The following is a 22,720-nucleotide window of genomic DNA, read 5'->3' as shown; positions in this document are numbered from 1 at the left end:
GGCTGAAATTAAAATACGGAATGATTTTTATGGTAATCCGATAGGAAAAGAGTAAACGTTTAAAAAAGAAAAGAGGACACATCATCAAAGTGAATGTGATGTGTCCTCTCCCTATATATACAATTATGTATGCGAGAATAATCAGTTGTTTTCCGGCCGGAGCGTACGCACCGTAACGCCGGCCTTCCACATTTCCTTATTGCGCATTGCCTCGAGTTCTGCGTTCAACTTCTCACGATAATCGGGCTGTGAGTTCCTGTCAATAGCAATTTGCGCCTCATTACCGGTCTTCACACTTAGGTAAAGCCACTCCATGACGGGCTTGATGGCCTCGCGGAAACGCGGTGCCCAGTCAAGTGCACCACGTTGTGCCGTAGTCGAGCAGTTGGCATACATCCAATCCATTCCTTTTTCGCCGAACAAAGGCATCAGGCTCTGCGTGAGTTCCTCGACCGTCTCATTGAATGCCTCGGAAGGAGAATGGCCGTGCTCACGGAGCACATCGTATTGTGCTTCGAACAGACCCTCGATGGCGCCCATCAATGAGCCGCGTTCGCCCGTAAGGTCAGATGTGGCCTCGCGTTGGAAAGTGGTCTTGAACAGATAACCCGCACCGATGCCGATGCCGAAGGCTATCGTCTTCTCCTCAGCTTTGCCCGAAGCATCTTGATAAACGGCATAAGAGCAGTTCAATCCACGGCCCTCGCAGAACATCGTACGCAATGATGTGCCGGAACCTTTTGGCGCAACCATGATTACATCAATGTCTTTCGGAGGCACAACGCCCGTACGGTCCTGCCAATTGATGGCAAATCCGTGCGAATAATATAAGGTTTTGCCCGACGTGAGGTATTGCTTTATCTTCGGCCATACAGCAATTTGCCCTGCATCTGAGAGCAACATACAGATGATTGTTCCCTTTTGAACGGCCTCCTCTATGGAGAATAACGTCTTACCCGGAACCCAACCGTCTTCTTTCGCCTTGTCGTAGGTTCGGCCTTCACGCTGCCCTACAATGACGTTAAAGCCATTATCACGCAGGTTGCAAGCCTGTCCGGGGCCTTGGATACCATAGCCGATGACGGCAATCGTTTCGTTTTTCAACACTTCAAGGGCTTTCTCCAAAGAGAATTCCTTACTGGTGACAACAGTTTCTACAACGCCACCAAAATTCAGTTCTGCCATAAAAAATCAGAATGTGCGTCCTGCTTTGAGGAAACGCGGGTTAATGTTATCCCTATGAACCATGCTTGTCTTATTCAAAGAACGTGTTTGGCAGATCCATTCCAAGACTTCTCCAAAGCCTCGGCCGGGGATTTATTATTTTATTCGATGCAAAGGTAACATATTAACACGAATAAACCAAATTAAATTTCAATATTCTTCAAAATCAACCTTGCATCTAACAACTTCTATCTCTTCGGGCGCATCTCCATTCGATTTGGTTATTTTGATGCCATACTCATTCTCGGCAATCTCTTCACGATAGAAGTTCAAGACATCACCGCAATGGCTTTCGGCCACATAGGCTATTTCGAAACGCTTCACACGGTGCCTGCGATACCAGTCGAGCGGCCACAAATCAAGCACATGCTCAATATATTTCACGCTGTTGACGTGACCGTTCATATCAACATCGCTATAGTTCGTGGCGATTGAACCTATTTGCCGTGCTGCTTCTCCCATCTTCACCCGAGAGCTCTTGTCTATCGGGCATGCTGCTTCAGTCTCTATATATTGCTTGATAAGCCCGTCACGCACGGCAAGGATATCCACGGGCTGCCGAGAATCGGTATCAATCATTGCCCAAATACTTTTGCCATATCCACAAACCGTGTCTCCTACCGACACACGGAAGTTTCGACTGGTGAAGAAACGCATCACACTGTCCACCCATGTGTCAATCGTAAATCGCTCATAGGCCTGCGGCATCTCGTTCATCTCTATGGCCAAACGTGACAACACCCATGTTTTATGAAGCGGATTGAGATAGCTCATGCCATAGCCACGGTCATTCGAATGGAAATCAGCTGCATTCAGCATGTGATTCCCTAAATGACCAAGAAAAAGACGATGTGAGAAGTCGCAATGAAACGGCTCGGCCAAGAACGCATAGCTTCCTACCTTACTCAGCATCTCCATTTCCTTCTTCCTCTTGTTGGTGCAAAATGTCGGATATTGGTTCCTCAAGACTACGTGTCACGGCGATGCGTCCACTGCGCGTGTACTGTAAGATGCAATCGAATTCATTCAAGCAATTGAACAAATCAACAATGTCCTCTGTCAGTCCGGCCAAAAGAACTGTACTATAAGTGGGATTCACCTCCATCATTCGTGCATCGTGTTTACGTATAGTACGCGACACTTCCGGCGTCTCCAATAATATCGGAGTGGAAATCTTGAACAATGCGACCTCGTGAATGAAAAGCTGTTCGTCGGTATAATAATCTGCTTTGACCACGTCTATCTTCTTTTCTATGGCCTTTGTAATCTTAACGATTTGCTCTTCATTGCTCCAAGCCGTAATCGTATACTTATGGATGTTATTGATGTTACTGGCCGAAACGTTCATGCTTTCAATGTTGACCTGACGACGCGTAAACACGGCTGAAATCTGATTAAGTATTCCGGCGATATTCTCTGAATAGACCAGCAACGTATATAATTTCTTTTCTTGATTCATTTCTATTTACCAATAAGATTTCATAAATCGGGGAACCGCTCTCTCAATAGTCCAGCTCCAACAGCATTTCATCAACGCTCTTGCCCGGCATGGTCATCGGTACGATATCCTCATCCGGCTTGATGGCGCACTCCAAAAGATAAGGTCCTTCGGTTGAAATCATCTTTTCTATCTTTGCCCGCAAGTCGTTCCGGTCGGTGACCCTATCGTAAGGAATGCCATACCCCTTGGCAATATCCCCATAACAGGGGTTCAGCATGTCCGTGAAAGAATGGCGACCTTTGAACATCAAGTCCTGCCACTGACGCACGTTGCCGAGATAATTGTTATTCAGCAATATCATTTTTACGGGAGTCTGCTGCTCCATTATCGTTCCCAGCTCCTGAATACTCATCTGGAAGCCGCCATCACCGAAGAAGCAACAGACCGTGCGGTCGGGTGCACCGAAGCATGAACCGATAGCGGCAGGCAAACCGAACCCCATCGTCCCGAAGCCACCACTGGTGACAATAGAACGCTTCTTATTGAACTTGAAATAGCGACTCGATATCATCTGGTTCTGCCCTACATCGTTCACCAACACGGCATTTCCTTTTGTCACTTCGGCAACAACATTCGTCACTTCGCCCATCAACAACGGTCCGTCTGCAGGATGGATATCTTTTTGAATGACCCGCTCGTCTTCCATATCGGCATATTGCTTGAAAGAAGCAATCCAAGACTTATGATTATTCTTCCGCAACAGCCTTGTAATGGCGGGCAGGCTCTGTTTGCAGTCGCCCAACACGGCCACATCCGTCTTGATGTTCTTGTCTATCTCAGAGGCATCGATGTCCAAATGAACAATCTTGGCCTGCTTGGCATACGTAGAAGGAAGCCCGGTCACGCGGTCGCTGAAACGCATGCCGATAGCGATGAGCACGTCGCACTCCTGCGTCTTCATGTTCGCGGCATAGCTTCCGTGCATGCCGAGCATACCCATGTTCAAGGGATGGTCTGAGACAAGGGCAGACAAACCGAGCAACGTGCGTCCGGCAGGGATATCGGCCTTCTCAAGGAACTCGAGCAATTCGCTGTGTGCATTGCCCAGCTCTACGCCCTGCCCCACCAGTGCAAACGGTCGCTCGGCCTCGTTGATGAGTTTGGCAGCCTGTTCTATCGCCTTATCATCCAACTTCGGATAAGGATTATAAGACCTCACATAGCTGACCTTCGCCTCTTCCCATTCGCACGTATGCGTCTGCGAATTCTTCGGAAGGTCGAGCACCACGGGGCCGGGACGTCCCGAGCGTGCAATATAGAAGGCCTGACTGACGGCCCACGCTATATCCTCCGGGCGACGTATCTGATAGGCCCACTTGGTGATGGGCTGTGCCACACCCACAAGGTCTACTTCCTGAAAGGCATCAGAGCCCAGTGCACCGATGCTCACCTGCCCGGCAATCACAACGATGGGCGTTGAGTCCATCATGGCATCTGCCACGCCCGTCAATGTGTTCGTGGCACCGGGGCCGCTGGTTACAAGACACACACCGACTTCGCCACTGACTCGTGCATAGCCCTCGGCCGCATGGGCTGCCGCCTGCTCATGGCGCACCAGAACGTGGTCGAACCATTTCGTCTCTCCCCTTGTGTAGTCGTAGAGTGCATCAAACACCGGCATGATGGCACCGCCCGGATAACCGAAGATGGTCTTCACCCCCTCGTTATGCAGTGCGCGCATCAATGCTTCTGAACCTGTAATAACTTCTTTGCTCATTCTTTCGCGTACATTAAATATATAGAGTCTTACCCCTGTTACACCTTATTTTATACCTATTCGCAGGGTGCCGCCATACCCAACTGCTGGATAGCGGTGTACCCTACTGCTGGGTCGGGTTGCACCCAGCTGCTGGGTAGCGTCATACCCAGCAGCTGGGTACGGTCGCACTTCACCGCTGGGTAGGATTGCACCCTGCAGCAGGGCATCAATCTATCAGTCTCACGCCCCCCTTGTCTGCCGAACTGACATGCTGTGCATAGGCACGCAGGGCCTTGCTCACCACACGCTTGCGCTCCAAAGGCCGCGGCGTTCGGGCGGCAAGTTCCTCGTCAGAGAGCCTCACGTTGATGCTGCGGTTCGGAATGTCTATCTCGATGATGTCACCGTCTTTTATCTTCCCGATATTGCCGCCCGCGGCAGCTTCGGGAGAGATGTGCCCGATGCTCAGCCCCGACGTTCCGCCCGAAAAGCGTCCGTCGGTAATCAGAGCGCACTCCTTGCCCATGTGCATGCTTTTTATATACGACGTGGGATAAAGCATCTCCTGCATGCCCGGCCCACCTTTCGGACCTTCGTGTGTAATGACGACGCAATCGCCCTTTTTTACGCTGCCGTTCAAGATGCCCTCGCAGGCCGCTTCCTGACTGTCGAACACCACGGCCGGACCGCAAAACTTCCACAACGACGGATCTACGCCGGCCGTCTTGACCACGCAGCCGTCTTGTGCGATGTTTCCGAAGAGCACACCAAGCCCGCCGTCTTTTGTATAAGCATGTTCAAGGCTTCTGATGCAACCTTTCTCGCGGTCGGTGTCGAGCTGCTCCCACTGCGCGTCTTGGCTCCCCATCTGCGTGGAGAAGCGGCGGCCGGGCGCACTGTGATAAATACGGTCGGCCTCGGCATCGGGATGGTCAACCGTTATCCTGTATTTCTCCATCGCTTCGGCAAGCGTCAGCCCGTCCACACGTTTCGTCTTGCCTTCAATCAATCCGCCTTTGTCCAGCTCGTCCATGATGCCGAGTATCCCACCCGCACGGTTGCATTCCTGCACGCTATATTTCTGCGTATTGGGCGCAAGCATACAGAGGCACGGCACACGCCGACTCAATCGGTCGATGTCGCTCATCTTGAAATCAACCCCTGCTTCCTGTGCTATGGCCAACAAGTGGAGCACCGTGTTCGTGCTTCCGCCCATGGCAATGTCCAAGGTCATGGCATTGAGGAAGGCCTCGCGCGTGGCAATGCTTCGTGGGAGCACGCTCTCGTCTCCGTCTTCATAATAGGCACGGGCATTCCTGACGATTTGTCGGGCCGCATCTTTGAACAGCTGAATGCGGTTCTTATGGGTAGCCAATATCGTTCCGTTGCCCGGCAGTGCAAGGCCGATGGCTTCGGCGAGCGAGTTCATCGAGTTGGCCGTGAACATGCCCGAACAGCTACCGCAGCCCGGACAGGCACGGCTTTCAATCTCTGCCATCTCCTCGTCGCTGACAGAAGCATCGGCACCTTTGACCATGGCCGTGACAAGGTCGGCATTCTCGCCGCGCCATCTTCCCGCCTCCATCGGTCCTCCCGAGCAGAACACGGTCGGAATGTTCAAGCGCATCGAAGCCATGAGCATGCCCGGCGTCACCTTGTCGCAGTTGGATATGCAAATCATCGCGTCGGCCTTGTGGGCATTCACCATGTATTCTACCGAGTCGGCAATGATATCGCGCGAGGGAAGCGAATAGAGCATGCCGTCGTGTCCCATCGCAATGCCGTCGTCGACGGCTATCGTATTGAACTCTGCGGCATAGCAGCCTGCTTGCTCTATCTCTTGCTTTACGATCTGTCCGATTTCATGTAGGTGCGTATGCCCGGGCACAAACTGCGTAAAGCTGTTCACGATAGCGATGATGGGTTTGCCAAACTGCTCGCGTTTCATGCCTGCTGCCACCCAAAGTGCCCTTGCACCTGCCATTCTTCGGCCTTCCGTGCAAACAGAACTTCTTAACTGATGCTTCATAAATTTCTTCTGTTTACTTCTTCTCTTCAACTCAACGGAGCGACAAAGAACGCCTTGTCGCCCTACAATGATGCAAAGGTAATGAAAAAAGCGCAATCTCCGAACATTTTATTACGAAATGTTTCATAATCTCGTTAAAACTATCACATAAACAGGCTATATAATGTCATATTATAATCTGTGCATCGTGATTGTACCTCCAGTGGAAGTACGATTGCACTCCCAATGGAGGTCGGGTTGTACTTCCAATGGAGGTACGATTGTACTTCCAATGGAGGTACGATTGTATTCCCAATGGGAAGACGATTGTATTCCCAATAGGAAGTACGGTTTAGTTCCTCTTTTCGTCTCTGAGAATGGGGAGAGAGATATGATACCTCACGGCAAGGAAGCGAATGAGGCAAATGACAAGGAATGTGGTGATGGACGACAGACCGACGTTCAGCCCCGCCAGCGTGAGAAGCCAATAAACCAGCCCGCCTGCCACGCTGGCCATGGCATAGATGTCTTTCCGGAAGATGACAGGCTCTTGGTTCAGGAGTACATCGCGGATAATGCCACCGGCCGCTCCCGGATGCACCCCATGATGATAGCCACCCAAAAGGAATGTTCATACAACAATGTCTTCTGCAGGCCGGCTATCGTGAAGAGGGCCAGTCCGAAGGTATCGAACACAAGCCATGCGTTCTCCATGCGGTTGAGCGACTTTGCAAACAGAATGACAACCAGCAGGGCGAAGACTGTGCAGACGACATAGATGCTTGAGGTCATCCAAAAAGGAGTGGCGCCGAGCATCACGTCGCGAATCGTTCCGCCACCTATTGCAACCGCGAAACCACAGACAAAGCCGCCGAACCAGTCAAAATGCTTGGCTGCGGCCATGCGTATGCCGGATATAGCAAAAGCAAAGGTACCGATGAATTCGATCAACTGCTGGACGGTGTGGGCAACTTCTGGATTGGAATTAATCATCGTCTTCCTTTTATGCGTTCACGACATTCTGCGGGTGACCGTCGATGAATGCCTTGATGTTTTCTATGCAAGTGGCAAGCAAGCGAGCGCGCGCTTCTTTCGTCGCCCATGCAATATGCGGGGTGATGAAAGCGTTCGGCTGCTTGAAGAGCGGATTGTCGGCACTTGGCGGTTCGCTGCACATGACGTCTGCACCGTAGCCGCCCAGCTTGCCCGACTTCAATGCCTCGGCAACGTCAGCTTCGTTCACCAAAGGGCCGCGCCCGGTGTTGACCAGCAAGGCCCCCCGTTTCATCTTCTTCAGCGATGCTTTGTTGATCAGTTCTCGCGTGTCGGGCGTCAGTGGGCAATGCAGGGTAAGCACGTCGCTGATGGCAAACAGTCCGTCAAGTGTCGTCTTTTGTATCCCTTCCTGCAAATCGGCGGCGTTCTTGCTGGTGTAGGCAAAGACGTCCATGCCGAAGTCAAGTGCGATGCGCGCCACCTTGCAGCCGATGTTTCCCAAGCCCACGATGCCCAGTGTCTTTCCGCTGAGTTCAGGAAGCGGCGTGTCCCAATAACAGAAATCGGCGCTCCTACTCCACTTTCCCTCGCGATTGAGCCGGGCATAGTGCGCGATGCGGTTCGTCATGTTCAGTATGTGGGCAAAGGTCGTCTGCGCCACACTGTCGGTACTGTATGCCGGAACATTCGAGACAACGATGCCGTGCGCCTTGGCAGCAACAATGTCGACGACATTGTATCCCGTAGCCAAGATGCCGATGTATTTCAACTTCGGTAGCCGGTCCATCACTTCTTTCGTGATATTCACCTTGTTGACGAGAATAATGTCTGCGTCTTTGGCCCTTTCAACCACTTCTTCCGGGGCCGAACGGTCATAAAGTTCGAAATCCCCCAGTTCTCTCAATGCGTCCCAACTTAAATCGCCGGGATTTGCTGCATATCCGTCTAATTCTACGATCTTCATATTTTCGATACGTCAAAGGTTTATTCCTTGAATCTGTCTCCCCAGCAGTCTTTCATCTGCTTGTTCAGCTTCTCCTCGGCAGCGCTGTGCTGACCGAACCAGAAGCGAGCGTCTTTCAACTCGTCGGGCAGGTATTGCTGCGCCGTGAAATGACCGGGATAGTCGTGAGGATATTTGTAGCCGTCGTGATAGCCCAGCTCGGCCATCAGCTTGGTTGGCGCATTCCGCAATGGAAGCGGAACAGATAGGTTGCCCGTCTCGCGCACCTTAGCCAACGCGGCATCTACGCCCAGATAAGCCGAGTTGCTTTTGGGGCAGGTTGCTAAATAAACCGTGGCTTCCGCCAAGGGTATCCTTCCCTCAGGCCACCCTACCTTCATCACGGCATCAAAGGCTGCATTGGCCAGCAACAGCGCATTCGGATTGGCCAAGCCCACGTCTTCGGCGGCACTGATGACAAGACGCCGGGCGATGAACTGCGGGTCTTCTCCTCCCGCTATCATCCTTGCCAGCCAATAGAGTGCGGCGTCGGGGTCGCTGCCGCGAATGCTTTTGATGAAGGCCGAAATGATGTCATAGTGCATCTCTCCGTCTTTATCATAGGCTAAAGGATTGGTTTGCAAGCGGCTTTCGACAAGTTCGTCTGTGATAACGACGTCGTCGCCGGCTGCTTCGACCACCAAATCAAGAATGTTCAGCAGCTTTCGGGCATCGCCCCCGCTATATCGCAAAAGCGCCCCACTCTCTTTCAGTTCGATATGCTTTTTCTTCAGTTCCACATCTGTAGAGATTGCCCTGTTGACGAGCCGAAGCAAATCCTCCTTTTCAAGGGATTTCAATACATAAAGCTGGCAACGGGAAAGCAATGGCCGAATAACCTCAAAGGAAGGATTTTCGGTCGTTGCTCCTATCAACGTGACGATGCCACGCTCAACGGCTCCCAACAGAGAGTCCTGTTGCGACTTGCTGAAACGATGAATCTCATCTATGAAAAGTATCGGAGAAGCACTATTGAAGAAACGATTGCCCTTTGCCTTTTCAATCACTTCGCGCACGTCTTTCACACCGCTTGTCACTGCACTCAACGTATAGAAAGGTGTCTGCAGTTTGTTGGCGATAATTTGTGCCAGAGTCGTTTTCCCCACTCCCGGTGGTCCCCACAGGATAAAGGAAGAAATGCGCCCTGCGTCTATCATCTTACGCAGGACTCCACCCGCTCCGACAAGATGTTGCTGACCAACATATTCATCGAGCGTGCGAGGACGCATTCTTTCAGCTAAAGGTTCGCTCATAACTTACATGCAAAAATAAAGATTTCGCATGATATGGCAAAAAAATCTATGCTAAAAGTTTGTGGATATGATGCAAAGTATATACTTTTGCAGCAAAGAAAACAATGGATATGAGACAACAAAAAGCATTAACGCTGAAGACGCTCAACAAGAGCAATGTCTGGGACATTCAAGAAAACGATGTCTTTCGGATATGGGAGGCTGCCGAGAAGGAATCCGATTTGAAAGATAATGTGCGCCATTATGCCGACATTATCAGAAGCGCGTTCGATATCGAGGAAATCAAAGTCGACCGTCCCGAAGTCGTCTCCAAATATGAAGCACGCGGCTTCAAAGTAGGGCTTGTCAAGATAGACGACAACGCAAAAGTCAAATGGGCCATCAAGAAGCGGCCCATTCTGCGCGTCACCGACCTCACCTACGAGAACATACGCCACATTTCGGCGGCCAAACTGCTTGAGGTCATCGAGCGGAACTTCGGCGGCGGCTGGGAGAGTCTGTCGCAAAGCGTACAAGACATCATCGAGCGGGGTTTCGACATCAGCACCACCACCCTGCCGAAAGACCGTCTTCACAAGCCGGGCGGCATGTACGAGAAGAAAGTGCACGACGGCTACGAGGTGCTCGAAATAGCCAAAGGAACGTGGGTCGAGGCCATCTTTGCAAAAGAAAAGCCCAAGACAGAAGAGAGTCCGAAGGCGAAGTTCGAACCCAAAGAAGTGCCTGAAAAGGAAGAGACGCCCCAAGACAGCACGGAGGAAGAAGAGGAAGAAGACGTTGTCGTGGAGGACCATTACAATGAGCCCGACGAAGATGACGACGACGACACCTTCGACGAGGACAAACTGACAGAAGAAAGCTATCGCACCACCTATGATGAAGACCCAGAGACGCTCGAATTGGAGGCCTCGGAGATGGGCGACGAAGAGGAATATTAAATTTACATGTTTGAAATGACACTATAAAGTATGCCTTGCACGGGCATACTTTTTTTGTTTATAATCGACCAAGTCAATCTGAAACGGTTAAAGCTCCCCTATTTTCGGACTTCCGCACGGCCCTGAATTTCCTTGCGGGAAGAAATAAATTTTCTCCCGTATGGAAATAAATTTCTTTGCGGTAGAAAATTTCACGGCATGCGGGAGAAAAAATATTTTCATACGGATGAAAATAAAGTTTCATACGGTTGGAACTGTAGTTTCATACGGATGAAAATGGAGTTTCATGCGTATGAAAATTTTATGGCATACGGTAGGAAGTTTTTCAGCATGCGGGAGGAAGAAAATTTTCTTGCGGGAAGAAATAAATTTTCTCCCGTATGAAAATAAATTTCTTTGCGGGAGAAAATAAATTTATATACGGGAAGAAATTTCACGGCATGCGGGAGAAAATTTTTCAGCATGCAGAAGCGGAAAAACCGCAAGGCGAAAAGGGATGGAAAAGAAAGCCCTACCCTATGATTGTGTATCGGGCAAACTTCAGCAGCAATATCTTCTGACCGGTGTTCTTGAACGACACGGTGGCTTTCATGTTCTCGCCGGTTCCCTCAAGATTGGCGACGGTTCCGATGCCGAAACGTTGATGCTCGATGACGCTGCCCACGCGAAGTCCGTCGGGAGCAGATGTCACGGGGGCCGCAGGGCTAACGGGCGAAGAAATTTGCCTTACCTTTATCGGTCGCAAATGAGCGGTTTGAATGGCGGGAGATTGTTCTTCCAGTTTGAATGCAGAACGCACGAACGGCCTTTCTGTCGCGGGGCTGTCGCCATCCATTTGCATGAAGCGCGGGTCGATTTCATAAAGGAAACGACTTGGATTTCCGAATTCCAGCTTTCCAAAGCGCCATCTGTTCTTCGCACTTGTCAGGATGCAATGCCTTTCGGCACGCGTGATGGCAACGTAAAAGAGCCGGCGTTCCTCTTCCAGCTCGCGCGGATTGTCCAAGCACATGGCGTTGGGGAAAATGTTTTCTTCCATTCCGACGATGAAGACCGTCGGGAATTCCAAACCTTTTGCCGCATGAATGGTCATCAGGCTGACCTTGTTGCCGTCGTTGCTGTCGCCGCTCTCCACGTCGGTGAGCAGGGAAACTTCTTGCAGGAAATCCGGCAAGCCCGTAAATTCATCTCGCCCCGTTTCTCTTCTTTCCTCGACAAATGCCTGCAAACTGCTCAGCAGTTCTTCAATGTTTTCTTGCCGTGACAGTGCGTCGGGGTCTGTAGAAGTGAAAATGTCTGCACTGATTTTGCTTTCTTTGATGATGGCCTTGCCCAATTCATAGGCGTCTGTCGTTGGCATTCTGCCGATGAACGACGAGATGAGCTCCGCGAACGAACGCAACTTGCCGATGACGCCGTTATTCACGTCCAGCCCATATTTCACGGGAGAATTGATGACGCTCCAAAAACTCACGCCTTGCAGCTGTGCGCATGCGGCTATTTTGGCTATGGTGGTGTTGCCAATGCCCCGTGCAGGATAGTTGATGATGCGCTTGACGGCCTCTTCGTCGTCGGGATTGGCCACCATGCGGAAGTAAGCCAAGATGTCTTTGATTTCCTTGCGCTGATAGAAGCTCATTCCGCCGAAAATACGATATGGAATGTTCTGCCTGAGCATCTCTTCCTCAAAGCTCCGACTCTGAGAATTGGTGCGGTATAATATGGCAAAGTCGCTGTATCCGCCATTCTCCTTTTGCCGTAGATGCTTGATTTGCCGGCAAACCACGACGGCTTCTTCCTTGTCGCTGTACACCGGTTTGTAAATCAGCTTGTCTCCCTCGTCGTTGTGGCTGAAGACATCTTTGGGTATCTGACGCGCGTTGTGCCGTATCAGACTGTTGGCCGCCTGAACAATGCGCTGCGTCGAACGGTAGTTCTGCTCCAGCTTGAAGAGTCTGCTCTCTGGATAAATCTTTTGAAACTCAAGAATGTTATCAATGTTCGCCCCGCGGAAGCCATAGATGCTTTGGGCATCATCGCCAACGACACAGACATGCCGTTGTTCCATCGTCAATTGGAGCACGATGCATTGCTGCACGTAGTTCGTGTCCTGATACTCATCGACCAAGATATACCTGAAACGCTCGGCATATTTCTTTCGGATATCATCGTTCTCCTTAAACAATCGCCATGTAAGCACCAGCAAATCGTCAAAATCCATGGCATTGGCTTTTTGGCAACGCTGCTGATAGACCTGATATATCTTGTGGATTTCCGGCTGCCTGCTCCTTGCATCTCGCTGCAAGGCTTCATGGTCGTTGGCATACATCTCCGGAAAAATCAGATGGTTCTTGGCCATACTGATTTTGGCATGCACGCCGGCCGGCTTGTAAACCTTGTCGTCCAGCCCCATCTCCTTGATGATACTCTTCAATAGGGAACGGCTGTCGGCCTCATCATAAATCGTAAACTTGGAAGTATAGCCGATTTTTTCTGCTTCGACACGCAGGATACGAGAGAAAATGCTATGAAAGGTTCCCATATACAGATAGCGAGTGCGGTCCTGCCCCACGACCTTGGCAATGCGTGTGCGCATCTCGGTTGCCGCCTTATTGGTAAAGGTCAACGCCAAGATGCTCCATGGTTCGTATTGCTTTTCATCAATCAGATAAGCAATCTTGTAGGTCAGCACGCGCGTCTTGCCCGATCCTGCGCCGGCAATAACCAACTGCGGGCCGTCACAATATTCGACGGCGGCCCTCTGTCCTTCGTTTAATTCAAAATCCATCACTATAATTAACGCGCATAAACACCACCGGAAGCTGTATGGGGATTATAATCCTCTCCTTCTTTCGGGAAACTTGGCATAAAACGCATATTAGAAAGTATCTGTTCCCTTCGTTTTCTAACATAAGGTCCCGGCCGCTTACTGCTGAACTCGCGGGGATTAGGCAAGGTTGCTGCAATCGTTGCACAGTCAGACCGAGACAAGTCTATCGCCTTCTTCCCGAAATTGTATTCAGCAACTGCATCCGCTCCGTATATGCCGTCGCCCATCTCTATCGAATTCAAATACACTTCCATGATGCGTTGTTTGCTCCATAGAAGTTCTATCAAGGCCGTAAAATAGACCTCGAACCCCTTTCTTAGCCATGAGCGTCCGGGCCATAGGAAAACATTCTTTGCCGTCTGTTGGCTGATAGTACTTGCACCAAACTTGCGCTTACCACCTTTCATGTTCCGTCTGGCCGCTTTTTCAATCGCATCATAATCAAACCCATGATGCAAAAGGAAACGCTGGTCCTCACTCGCCATCACAGCAACGGGAAGATGCGGAGAGATTTCGTCCAAGGGTGTCCAATGATGGTGCAATGTCATGCCCTCCCCCTCGCCTACTTGCTGGAAACAACGAATGAACATAAGTGGCGTGAAATACACCGGGACGAAGCGAAGCACGACAACCGCAAACACTGAAGACGCAAAGAACAAGGCAAAACCCCACCTTACAGCTTTCCAGACAAAGGTTTTCATTGATGCAAAAAAGGGGGCACACCATTTGTTGTAGTGTGCTCCCATCAATTTAGTCGTTAGTAATCTTAATTATTCGGAAAGCGTTCCGTTCTTGGCTGCATTCACCATCGCTTGAGAAGCATACAAGTAAACCTCCACACGACGGTTCTGCTTACGACCTGCGGCCGTTGAATTATCGGCAACAGGTTGCGAGCTTCCCTTTCCTACAACGTTTTGGAACTGTGCATTGGAAACACCACAATTCTTCAGATAGTTAACCACACTCTGTGCGCGACTATTACTCAAAGGCAAGTTAATTCCATCGTTACCCGTTGAGTCGGTATGACCATAAATATCGACATGGCAGTCAGCGTTGTTCTTCAATACGGTAGAAAACTTAGCGAGATCGCTCTTAGATGATGCCGTCAGCGTCGACTGATTGGTTGCAAACAAAATGCCACTATCGAACGTCACTTTCACGGCCTTCAAACCGTTGGCGTCTGTCACCTCTTCAACTTTGGCATTCTTTACCCGGGCAGCCTCAGCAGCCACCTTGTCCATATGACGGCCGATGATGGCTCCAGTTCCAGCACCAACGGCACCGCCTATGGCTGCACCGACGGCAGCATTACCAGCAATCTTTCCAACGATGGCTCCCAAAACGCTACCGCCACCGGCACCGATCAAAGCTCCTGTACCCTGTTTTGTTGCACAACCACATACCGAAAGGAAGCAAAGTCCCACGGTTACCATTTTCAAATTCTTCATAATACTCTCTTTTTTTTAATTATTATGTCGTGCAAAGATAATTGTTTTTCCAACAATATATGCCAAATACCAACTATTTTTTGTACTTTTGCATGCAAATTTACACTATATTTACATACAAGGCAATGGCAAAAGAACTGAAAGAACTTACCAAACGGGCTGACAATTACAGCCAATGGTATAATGATTTGGTCGTGAAAACCGACTTAGCAGAGCAATCTCCCGTGCGAGGCTGCATGGTTATCAAGCCATACGGCTATGCCATTTGGGAGAAGATGCAGCAACAACTTGACAAGGAATTCAAGAAAACCGGTGCGCAAAACGCCTATTTTCCACTATTGATACCCAAGAGCTTCCTCAGCCGAGAGGCCGAACACGTGAAAGGCTTTGCCAAGGAATGCGCCGTTGTGACCCACTATCGTCTTAAATCGGGCGAAGACGGGAACAATGTTGTTGTAGATCCGGCTGCAAAACTCGACGAAGAGCTCATCATCCGCCCCACATCCGAAACTATTATTTGGAATACTTACAAGGGATGGATACATTCATGGCGAGACCTCCCTATTATGTGTAACCAGTGGTGCAACGTAATGCGCTGGGAAATGCGCACACGTCCGTTCCTGCGCACATCGGAGTTCCTCTGGCAAGAGGGCCACACCGCCCATGCCACGCGTGAAGAGGCGGAGCAAGAAGCCAAGAAGATGCTCAAGGTTTATGCCAACTTTGCCGAGAAATGGATGGCCGTGCCCGTGTTACAAGGCGTGAAGAGCGAGACTGAACGCTTTGCCGGCGCACTCGACACCTACACTATCGAGGCCATGATGCAAGACGGAAAGGCCTTGCAGAGCGGAACAAGCCACTTCCTTGGCCAGAACTTTGCCAAGAGTTTCGACGTGACGTTCCTCAATAAAGAGAACAAACCCGAATATGTATGGGCAACCTCATGGGGCGTAAGCACGCGATTGATGGGTGCCCTCATCATGGTTCACAGCGACGACAACGGTCTTGTGCTTCCACCGAAGCTCGCCCCGATACAGGTAGTCATTGTTCCTATATATAAAGGTGAAGAACAACTCAAGGCCATCAGCAACAAGTTGCAGCCCATCATCGATAAGCTTCAGGACTTAGGTATCAGCGTTAAATACGACGACTCGGACAACAAGCGCCCCGGTTTCAAGTTCGCCGACTACGAACTGAAAGGCATACCGGTGCGTCTCGTGATGGGCGGTCGCGACTTGGAGAACAATACGATAGAAATCATGCGGCGTGACACCTTGGAAAAGGAGAACATCAGCTTCGACGGCATCGTGGAACGCGTGCAAAACCTGCTGGAAGACATTCAGAACAATCTCTTTGAGAAGGCCCGTACCTATCGCGATGCTCACATTTACGAATGCGATGACTACGAAGAATTCAAGGAACGCGTGAAAGATGGCGGCTTCTTCCTCTGCCATTGGGACGGAACCGAAGAGACAGAGGCCCGAATTAAAGAAGACACGCAGGCGACCATACGTTGCGTTCCTTTCGCCTATGAACAGACAGAAGGCGTGGACATGGTTTCCGGAAAGCCGGCCAAGCATCGGGTCATCATTGCAAGGAGTTATTAGGAACAGTCATTCTGTGTTCTTATCTCAACCGTTTTGCAATGCAATCTCAGCCATATTAGCGCGCAATCTCAGCTATATTACGCGGCAAAATGGCTGAGATTGAAACGCAATATGGCTGAAATAAATTTGCGACCACTGTAAAAATTCATCTTCATTAGGTTTATTGGGCAGAAAGTCGTATCTTTGCAAAGACTTAAAATAAGAACTAACACATTTAGTAAACAATATTTATGGGATTTTTTTCAAACCTTTTTGGAAAGAAAGCAACAGAAGTGAAAGTCGGTGGAATGGAAGATTTCATGACATTGATACGCGTTTATTTTGAAGCTTCGCTTGCAGCTAATTTGGGAATCAATAATTTAGGCATGCTACCCGACCTGCGCACGTTCAAAGCAACACTGCATGTGCCGACATTGAACAACAAATTAGGCTTGGGAGAGAAGAACCATTGCAGGAAAATCATGAAGGAAATCTATGCTATAAACGATGATTTCTTCAAAGAAATAGACCAAAGTATCCGCAAGAATTGCCGAAAGATACAAGACGTACAGCCCTATATGGTTCAGTTTCAAGGCTTTTCTCAGGACTTGATGATGCTCATGGGAAACTTGATGAAGTTCAAGTTGCGTCTTCCTTCCTTTATGAAAAAAGCACTCTATTCGATGACGGAGAAGACAGTTGCTAATTTATTTGTGAAGAACGACTATAGCGATCCGAGCGTAATCAAGTCGGTAATGAACGTCAGACAGTATAGCAAGCGTTTGGGCTTCAGCCAGAAATGGATGACAGACTTCGTCTATCAAGTGGTGATGTTAGCCAAGAAAGAACCTCGTTCGGCGAGCACCGAAGACGTCAAGAAGTAAAGATAAAAGCCGGATTGACTTTTCTTGACTATCTTGGTTTGGAGGCTTGATGCCGATGAAGGAAAATATTAAAGTAAAATTTGGATATTCCGATTAATTAAGCTAAATTTGTAGCCAAATTGTTAATTTATGAATGCAACTGAGGATGCTCTAACCTTGTTTTCCACTCGCGTAAGACAAATGATCCTTCAATACAAAGACTTGGTGAAAAGGAACGCTGAACTTTACGCAATGGTAAATGAACGGGAGGCGCAAATAGAAAGGCTTAATGCCCAGCAGACTCAGATGCAGAATGATTACAACAGTCTCAAGATGGCCCGAATGCTTGAAGTGACCGACGGCGACGTGGAGAAGGCACAAAAGAGTTTGCAGAGCTTAATCAGAGACGTCAATAAATGTATAACGCTGCTGAGTGAAAAATGACAGAAGCGATAACTGAAGAGAATAAAAATAAGCTGAAAATAAGATTGCAGGTATATGATACAGATATTCAATTAAGAATATTTCGTGAAGAAGAAAAATTGTATCGTGACGCTGCAAAACTTATAACCATGACAGTGAACAAGTATGCCGATAAGTTCAAAGGACTCAAAACCGGCAAGGATTTGCTGTATATGGCACTCATGGATATTGCCTTGCGATACGAGCGTGAGGCTTTTCGCAATGATACCGAACCTTATAAGAATATTCTCGGTAAGTTGACTTCTGAAATAGAAGAAGCGTTTGGGAAACAGGAAACCGAGAATATGATTAAAAATACAATATAATGAACGTAATAACAATTGTAATAGTATGTGTTGCACTTGTGGTTGGATTTACCATTGGATATGCTATCTTCCGCTATGTAGCGAAAGGAAAATATAAAGAAATGGTTGAGGCCGCAGCTAAAGAAGCCGAAGTCATTAAGGAAAAGAAGCTTTTGGAAGTCAAGGAAAAGTTCCTGAATAAGAAAAGCGAACTTGAGAAAGAAGTCCAACAGTGCAATTTGAAGATTCATCAGAGTGAGAATAGGCTTAAGCAACGTGAGATTTCACTGAATCAACGCCAGGAAGATTTGGGACGTCGCAAGATGGAAATAGACCAAAGTCTGCAACGAATCGAGAATGAGAAAAAGCTGCTCTCCGTCAAGCAGCAAGAATTGGAGAAGATGCAGAAGCAAGAACAAACCAAACTCGAGGAACTCTCTGGCTTAAGTGCAGAAGAAGCAAAGAACAGGCTGGTAGAAAGCTTGAAGGATCAGGCAAAATTAGATGCCGCAAGCTATATAAATGAGATTATAGATGACGCAAAACTGAATGCCAATCAACAGGCCAAGAAAATTGTCATTCAGACCATTCAGCGCGTAGCAACAGAGACCGCCATCGAAAATTCAGTGAGTGTGTTCCATATTGACAACGATGAGGTCAAAGGACGAATCATTGGGCGTGAAGGTCGCAACATCCGTGCTTTAGAAGCAGCTACCGGCGTTGAGATTGTCGTTGATGATACACCCGAAGCAATTGTCATCAGTGCCTTTGATCCTGTGCGTCGGGAAATATGTCGCTTGGCGCTCCATCAGTTGGTTGCCGATGGACGTATTCATCCGGCCCGAATAGAAGAGGTCGTTGCGAAAGTGAAGAAACAAATCGACAACGAAGTGATTGAAACCGGCAAGCGAACGGCCATAGACTTGGGAATTCATGGCCTACACCCGGAACTCATACGCATTATCGGCAAGATGAAATATCGTTCAAGCTACGGGCAGAATTTGTTGCAGCATGCACGCGAGACCGCTAATCTTTGTGCCGTGATGGCCAGCGAACTGGGCTTGAACCCAAAGAAAGCCAAGCGCGCGGGCTTGCTCCATGACATAGGCAAGGTGCCGGATGAGGAAAATGAACTGCCGCACGCTTTGTATGGCGCGAAGATTGCTGAGAAATATAAGGAGAAACCTGATATCTGCAATGCGATTGCAGCGCACCACGACGAAGAGGAGATGACTACGTTGCTCGCTCCGATTGTGCAGGTATGTGATGCCATTTCCGGTGCTCGTCCCGGAGCGCGCCGCGAAATCGTCGAGGCTTACATCAAACGTTTGAACGATCTTGAGGCCATCGCCATGAGTTATCCGGGCGTGACGAAGACCTACGCCATCCAGGCCGGTCGCGAGCTTCGCGTCATTGTCGGCGCCGACAAAATGAACGACGACGAGAGTATCAAGCTGAGCGACGAGATCGCAACGAAGATACAAAACGAAATGACCTATCCCGGACAGGTAAAAATAACCGTAATCCGAGAGACGCGCTCTATTGCTTACGCCAAATAGAGCGTGGCTGAACAGAAACTTGTGCAGACAACGACATGGCGATGGATTTCATGCTTATTTTGAAGTTTCGCGCCATGTCTTTTCATTGGCCGACTTTCTGCATGGACTTTTCTTCAGGAAAGAAATATATACAGCTTTCTGCATGAACTTTTCTTCAGGAAAGAAATACACACGACCGGCTGCATGAACTTTTTTTCAGAAACGAAATACATGCGACTTTCTGCATGAACTTTTCTCCGGAAGGAGATACTGGCTGACAAAAAACGAAGAAAAATGAGAAAAATCATCATCCTTTCACTCATGGTATTGGCTTCTCTCCAAGGCATGGCACAACATGCAAAAGAAGCAAAGGAAATTCTTGACAAAACCGCAGCTGTCGTTGGCCATCGCGAAGGAGCGAGCGCCAGCTTCACCATCAGTGGCGGCGGCGGAAGCATCGGAACAACGCACGGATACGTCGCCATCAAGGGAAACAAATTTTATGCGCGCACGCCGCAAGCGACGGTATGGTTCAACGGGAAGACGCAATGGACCTACATGAAATCCACAAATGAAGTCAGCGTGACCACCCCGAACGAAGCGAAACTGGCGCAGCTGAACCCCTACAAGTTCATAACTCTATACAAATCCGGCTATACGCTGGGAATGAAAAGGGCAGGAAATGCCTACCTGATCCACATGCAGGCGCAAAACAAGCAACGCAGTCTGCAGGAGCTTTTCGTCACCATCGGAAAGGACCACACACCCTCGAAAGTAAAAATCCGACAAGGGCAGAACTGGACCACCATCAGCATTTCGCACTTCAAAACCGAGCGACTGAGCGACGCCATCTTCAGCTTCAGAGCCAAGGACTTCCCGAAGGCCGAAATCGTGGATTTAAGATAGCCGAGGCGAGCGAATTGCAACCATGAAACGAAGAAGAGCAATAGCGGCCGCAGCCATTCTCGCGCTGCTTGCGGCCGCGTGGCTGACCTATCGGATATGGCCCGACGATGGCGAGCGCGCGCTTCGGGCACACACGCAAATCACCCTCTGCCGTTACTACCAAATCGGCGACGAGCGAGGAAACCAACTCTATTTCGCGGCCATCGGAAAAGACTCCCTGCTGCAAGAACTCACATGGAATGCGCAGAAAATACGTTCGCGCGACAGCCACGCCGACGGCTTCTGGGTAAACCGAAGCTGGATTTACCCCTCGTGCGGCGGCCGCATCATCGCCATCATGCCCGACGAGCACACACCGACCGCTGCCGACATTCCACCCTCGATTTTAATCACAAATCAGCTGCGAGCTGAAAAACTGAAGCTCGCGAAACTGCGCCACCTGCTGACCGAGCTGAAATACTACCTGCGCGTGCACGGCGTGCAGGACGAGGGCTACGATATCGTCGCAAAATACACCACAAACGCCTTTCTGCGCAAAGATACGTTGGCCAAGAACATCGCCCTCCTCGAGCGAATGGTCAAAAACCCAAACATCACGATAAGACGCGCAGACCGATACGTGGCCACTTATCATACGCCCGACGGAAAGACAGCCCAAACTGCCTGTCGCATCGTCGCGCGAGGCGCCCACCACAAACTGCTCCTCCGCACCAACGACGGAAAAACGCCCGACGGCGTGGAAGCGATAAGCATCATGCCCTGGACAACAGACACGCCCGGCGCGCTATCAGCCATGACGGAAAAAATCAAGAAAACAGCCCGCGGCAGCCTCACGCACGGCGTCATCAGGCGGAACTCCACCCTCTACCGAGGAGAAATCCGGAACGGAAAGCGGAACGGAAAAGGAATCATGCGCGACGCCGCAGGAAATCTTTACAACGGAACGTGGAACTGCGACACGCTCGTCAGCGGCACCCGCACCGACAGCCTCGGCGGACGATACACGGGATTTTTCGACCGCAACGACCGTCCGCAGGGCTACGGCGTCTACCAATCAGACGGCATCTACTACGAAGGCCACTGGACAGCCGGACGGCGCGACGGATTCGGCATGGGAATAACCGCCGACAACCGTCTGAAAGCCGGCGAATGGAAGAGCGACCGCTTCCGCGGCGAGCGAATCACGCACACCAGCGACCGCATCTACGGCATCGACGTTTCAAAGCACCAACACGTCAAAGGCCGCAAATACTACGCCATCGATTGGAGCAAACTCCGCATCACCAGCCTCGGAACCATCAGCAAAAAGCGCGTCACGGGTCACGTCGACTATCCCGTCAGCTTCATCTACCTGAAATGCACCGAGGGCAAACGGCTGCTCAATCCTTATTATCAAAAAGACTATCGCGCCGCCAAGGCCGCAGGCTTCAAAGTGGGCAGCTACCACTTTTTCACGACAGCCCCCGCAGCCCTTCAGGCCCGCAACTTCCTGCGCAACGCTTCGGTCGCCTCTGCCGACTTCCCACCCGTGTTGGACGTCGAACCACACCACGCGCAAATCAAACGAATGGGCGGTCCCGCCGCGCTGTTCCATGCCGTAAGGGCATGGCTGCATATTGTGGAGCGCGCCACCGGCCGAAAGCCAATTCTCTACGTCAACCAGCCTTTCGTCAACCGCTACCTGCCGCAAGCGCCCGACCTTAAGCTCCGCTACCGCATCTGGATAGCGCGCTACGGCGAATACAAGCCCGACGTCCGCCTCGTTTTCTGGCAGCTCTCGCCCGACGGCCGAGTAAAAGGAATTCACGGACCCGTCGACATCAATGTCTTCAACGGATACCAAAGCGAATTCCAGAAATTCTGCGCGGACAAATAAATAAATCGAAAAAACAATACGCTCAAACTTCTTCTGCCAATAAATCGCAATTTCTTGGCGGAAATCGCTGTATTTTGCAAAAAAATCGGAACCTCCCCCAGCCCCTCCAAAGGAGGGGAGTAGAAACGAGAGCCTCTCTCGGCCCCTCCAAAGGAGAGGAGCGGAAACGGGAGCAGATTAGCTTACGTGCAATTCGTGCACCCCTCCTTTGGAGGGGCTGGGGGAGGCTCTCTGTTTTCTATTCAGAAACATGCGTTTCTGAACAGAATACAGCGATTTCTGAT

19 protein-coding genes and 1 pseudogene are annotated in these 22,720 nt (G+C 50.0%); 8 read left to right on the top strand and 12 right to left on the bottom strand.

Annotated elements, in window-relative coordinates:
* Positions 1 to 141: 141 nt before the first annotated feature.
* From ilvC to H164_RS0104625, 9 genes and pseudogenes are all read right to left on the bottom strand, one after another.
* A complete protein-coding gene (ilvC, locus tag H164_RS0104660; RefSeq protein WP_019967539.1) occupies positions 142 to 1,185 on the bottom strand; it encodes a ketol-acid reductoisomerase in 1,044 nt (347 codons plus the stop codon).
* Positions 1,186 to 1,374: 189 nt separating this feature from the next.
* The gene (locus H164_RS0104655; RefSeq protein ID WP_019967538.1) at positions 1,375 to 2,142 is read right to left on the bottom strand and encodes an acyl-[acyl-carrier-protein] thioesterase; all 768 of its coding nucleotides are present in this window, start codon (positions 2,140 to 2,142) and stop codon (positions 1,375 to 1,377) included.
* Positions 2,126 to 2,683: an acetolactate synthase small subunit gene (gene ilvN / locus H164_RS0104650; protein WP_008566462.1), complete on the bottom strand. Its 558-nt coding sequence runs from the start codon at positions 2,681 to 2,683 to the stop codon at positions 2,126 to 2,128. The genes H164_RS0104655 and ilvN overlap by 17 nt, the downstream gene beginning before the upstream one ends.
* Positions 2,684 to 2,726: 43 nt before the next feature.
* Positions 2,727 to 4,442, bottom strand: a complete 1,716-nt coding sequence (ilvB, locus tag H164_RS0104645; RefSeq protein WP_019967537.1) for a biosynthetic-type acetolactate synthase large subunit — start codon at positions 4,440 to 4,442, stop codon at positions 2,727 to 2,729.
* A gap of 56 nt (positions 4,443 to 4,498) precedes the next feature.
* Positions 4,499 to 4,651 (bottom strand): hypothetical protein, encoded by a 153-nt coding sequence (locus H164_RS15440; RefSeq protein ID WP_154652105.1) that lies wholly within the window; start codon positions 4,649 to 4,651, stop codon positions 4,499 to 4,501.
* On the bottom strand, positions 4,651 to 6,453 hold the full coding sequence (gene ilvD, locus H164_RS0104640) for a dihydroxy-acid dehydratase (protein WP_025829998.1): 1,803 nt from the start codon (positions 6,451 to 6,453) through the stop codon (positions 4,651 to 4,653). Before ilvD ends, H164_RS15440 begins: the two co-directional genes overlap by 1 nt.
* Positions 6,454 to 6,784: 331 nt before the next feature.
* Positions 6,785 to 7,425 (bottom strand): annotated as a pseudogene (locus tag H164_RS14405) (trimeric intracellular cation channel family protein).
* A gap of 10 nt (positions 7,426 to 7,435) precedes the next feature.
* Positions 7,436 to 8,392, bottom strand: coding sequence for a D-2-hydroxyacid dehydrogenase (locus H164_RS0104630; RefSeq protein ID WP_019967535.1), 957 nt, complete (start codon positions 8,390 to 8,392; stop codon positions 7,436 to 7,438).
* 20 nt (positions 8,393 to 8,412) lie between these two features.
* Positions 8,413 to 9,684 (bottom strand): replication-associated recombination protein A, encoded by a 1,272-nt coding sequence (locus tag H164_RS0104625; RefSeq protein ID WP_025829996.1) that lies wholly within the window; start codon positions 9,682 to 9,684, stop codon positions 8,413 to 8,415.
* Positions 9,685 to 9,794: 110 nt separating this feature from the next.
* On the opposite strand from H164_RS0104625, the gene H164_RS0104620 reads away from it, so the two are divergent.
* Positions 9,795 to 10,622 (top strand): hypothetical protein, encoded by an 828-nt coding sequence (locus H164_RS0104620; RefSeq protein ID WP_026356240.1) that lies wholly within the window; start codon positions 9,795 to 9,797, stop codon positions 10,620 to 10,622.
* Positions 10,623 to 11,133: 511 nt separating this feature from the next.
* On the opposite strand, the gene H164_RS0104610 is transcribed toward H164_RS0104620, so the two are convergent.
* The 3 genes from H164_RS0104610 to H164_RS0104600 form a co-directional block, all read right to left on the bottom strand.
* Entirely contained in the window at positions 11,134 to 13,410 is a 2,277-nt protein-coding gene (locus H164_RS0104610; RefSeq protein ID WP_019967531.1) for an ATP-dependent helicase, read from the bottom strand.
* An 8-nt stretch (positions 13,411 to 13,418) separates the two neighbouring features.
* A complete protein-coding gene (gene mtgA / locus H164_RS0104605) occupies positions 13,419 to 14,153 on the bottom strand; it encodes a monofunctional biosynthetic peptidoglycan transglycosylase (protein WP_019967530.1) in 735 nt (244 codons plus the stop codon).
* Positions 14,154 to 14,222: 69 nt separating this feature from the next.
* Positions 14,223 to 14,900, bottom strand: coding sequence for an OmpA family protein (locus H164_RS0104600; protein ID WP_008566450.1), 678 nt, complete (start codon positions 14,898 to 14,900; stop codon positions 14,223 to 14,225).
* A gap of 125 nt (positions 14,901 to 15,025) precedes the next feature.
* Between H164_RS0104600 and proS the strand changes: the two genes are divergently transcribed.
* The 7 genes from proS to H164_RS15870 all read left to right on the top strand — a co-directional run bounded on the left by proS (position 15,026) and on the right by H164_RS15870 (position 22,436).
* Positions 15,026 to 16,507: a proline--tRNA ligase gene (gene proS, locus H164_RS0104595; RefSeq protein ID WP_019967529.1), complete on the top strand. Its 1,482-nt coding sequence runs from the start codon at positions 15,026 to 15,028 to the stop codon at positions 16,505 to 16,507.
* Positions 16,508 to 16,737: 230 nt separating this feature from the next.
* On the top strand, positions 16,738 to 17,370 hold the full coding sequence (locus H164_RS0104590) for a hypothetical protein (protein ID WP_019967528.1): 633 nt from the start codon (positions 16,738 to 16,740) through the stop codon (positions 17,368 to 17,370).
* Positions 17,371 to 17,499: 129 nt separating this feature from the next.
* On the top strand, positions 17,500 to 17,793 hold the full coding sequence (locus H164_RS0104585) for a hypothetical protein (protein ID WP_019967527.1): 294 nt from the start codon (positions 17,500 to 17,502) through the stop codon (positions 17,791 to 17,793).
* Complete coding sequence (locus H164_RS0104580) at positions 17,790 to 18,137, top strand: cell division protein ZapA (RefSeq protein WP_008566445.1); 348 nt, start codon at positions 17,790 to 17,792, stop codon at positions 18,135 to 18,137. Before H164_RS0104585 ends, H164_RS0104580 begins: the two co-directional genes overlap by 4 nt.
* Positions 18,137 to 19,675 carry a ribonuclease Y gene (gene rny, locus H164_RS0104575; RefSeq protein WP_008566444.1) on the top strand — a complete coding sequence of 513 codons (1,539 nt, stop codon included), beginning with the start codon at positions 18,137 to 18,139 and terminating at the stop codon, positions 19,673 to 19,675. Before H164_RS0104580 ends, rny begins: the two co-directional genes overlap by 1 nt.
* A gap of 273 nt (positions 19,676 to 19,948) precedes the next feature.
* Complete coding sequence (locus H164_RS0104565; protein ID WP_025829993.1) at positions 19,949 to 20,560, top strand: LolA-like putative outer membrane lipoprotein chaperone; 612 nt, start codon at positions 19,949 to 19,951, stop codon at positions 20,558 to 20,560.
* Positions 20,561 to 20,582: 22 nt separating this feature from the next.
* Positions 20,583 to 22,436, top strand: a complete 1,854-nt coding sequence (locus tag H164_RS15870) for a GH25 family lysozyme (RefSeq protein WP_019967524.1) — start codon at positions 20,583 to 20,585, stop codon at positions 22,434 to 22,436.
* Positions 22,437 to 22,720: the final 284 nt, after the last annotated feature.

This window comes from Segatella maculosa DSM 19339 = JCM 15638 (assembly GCF_000382385.1).
Classification (GTDB): Bacteria; Bacteroidota; Bacteroidia; order Bacteroidales; family Bacteroidaceae; genus Prevotella; species Prevotella maculosa.
Note: the sequence above shows the minus strand (reverse complement) of the source record. Positions and strands in the feature narration are given on the sequence as shown.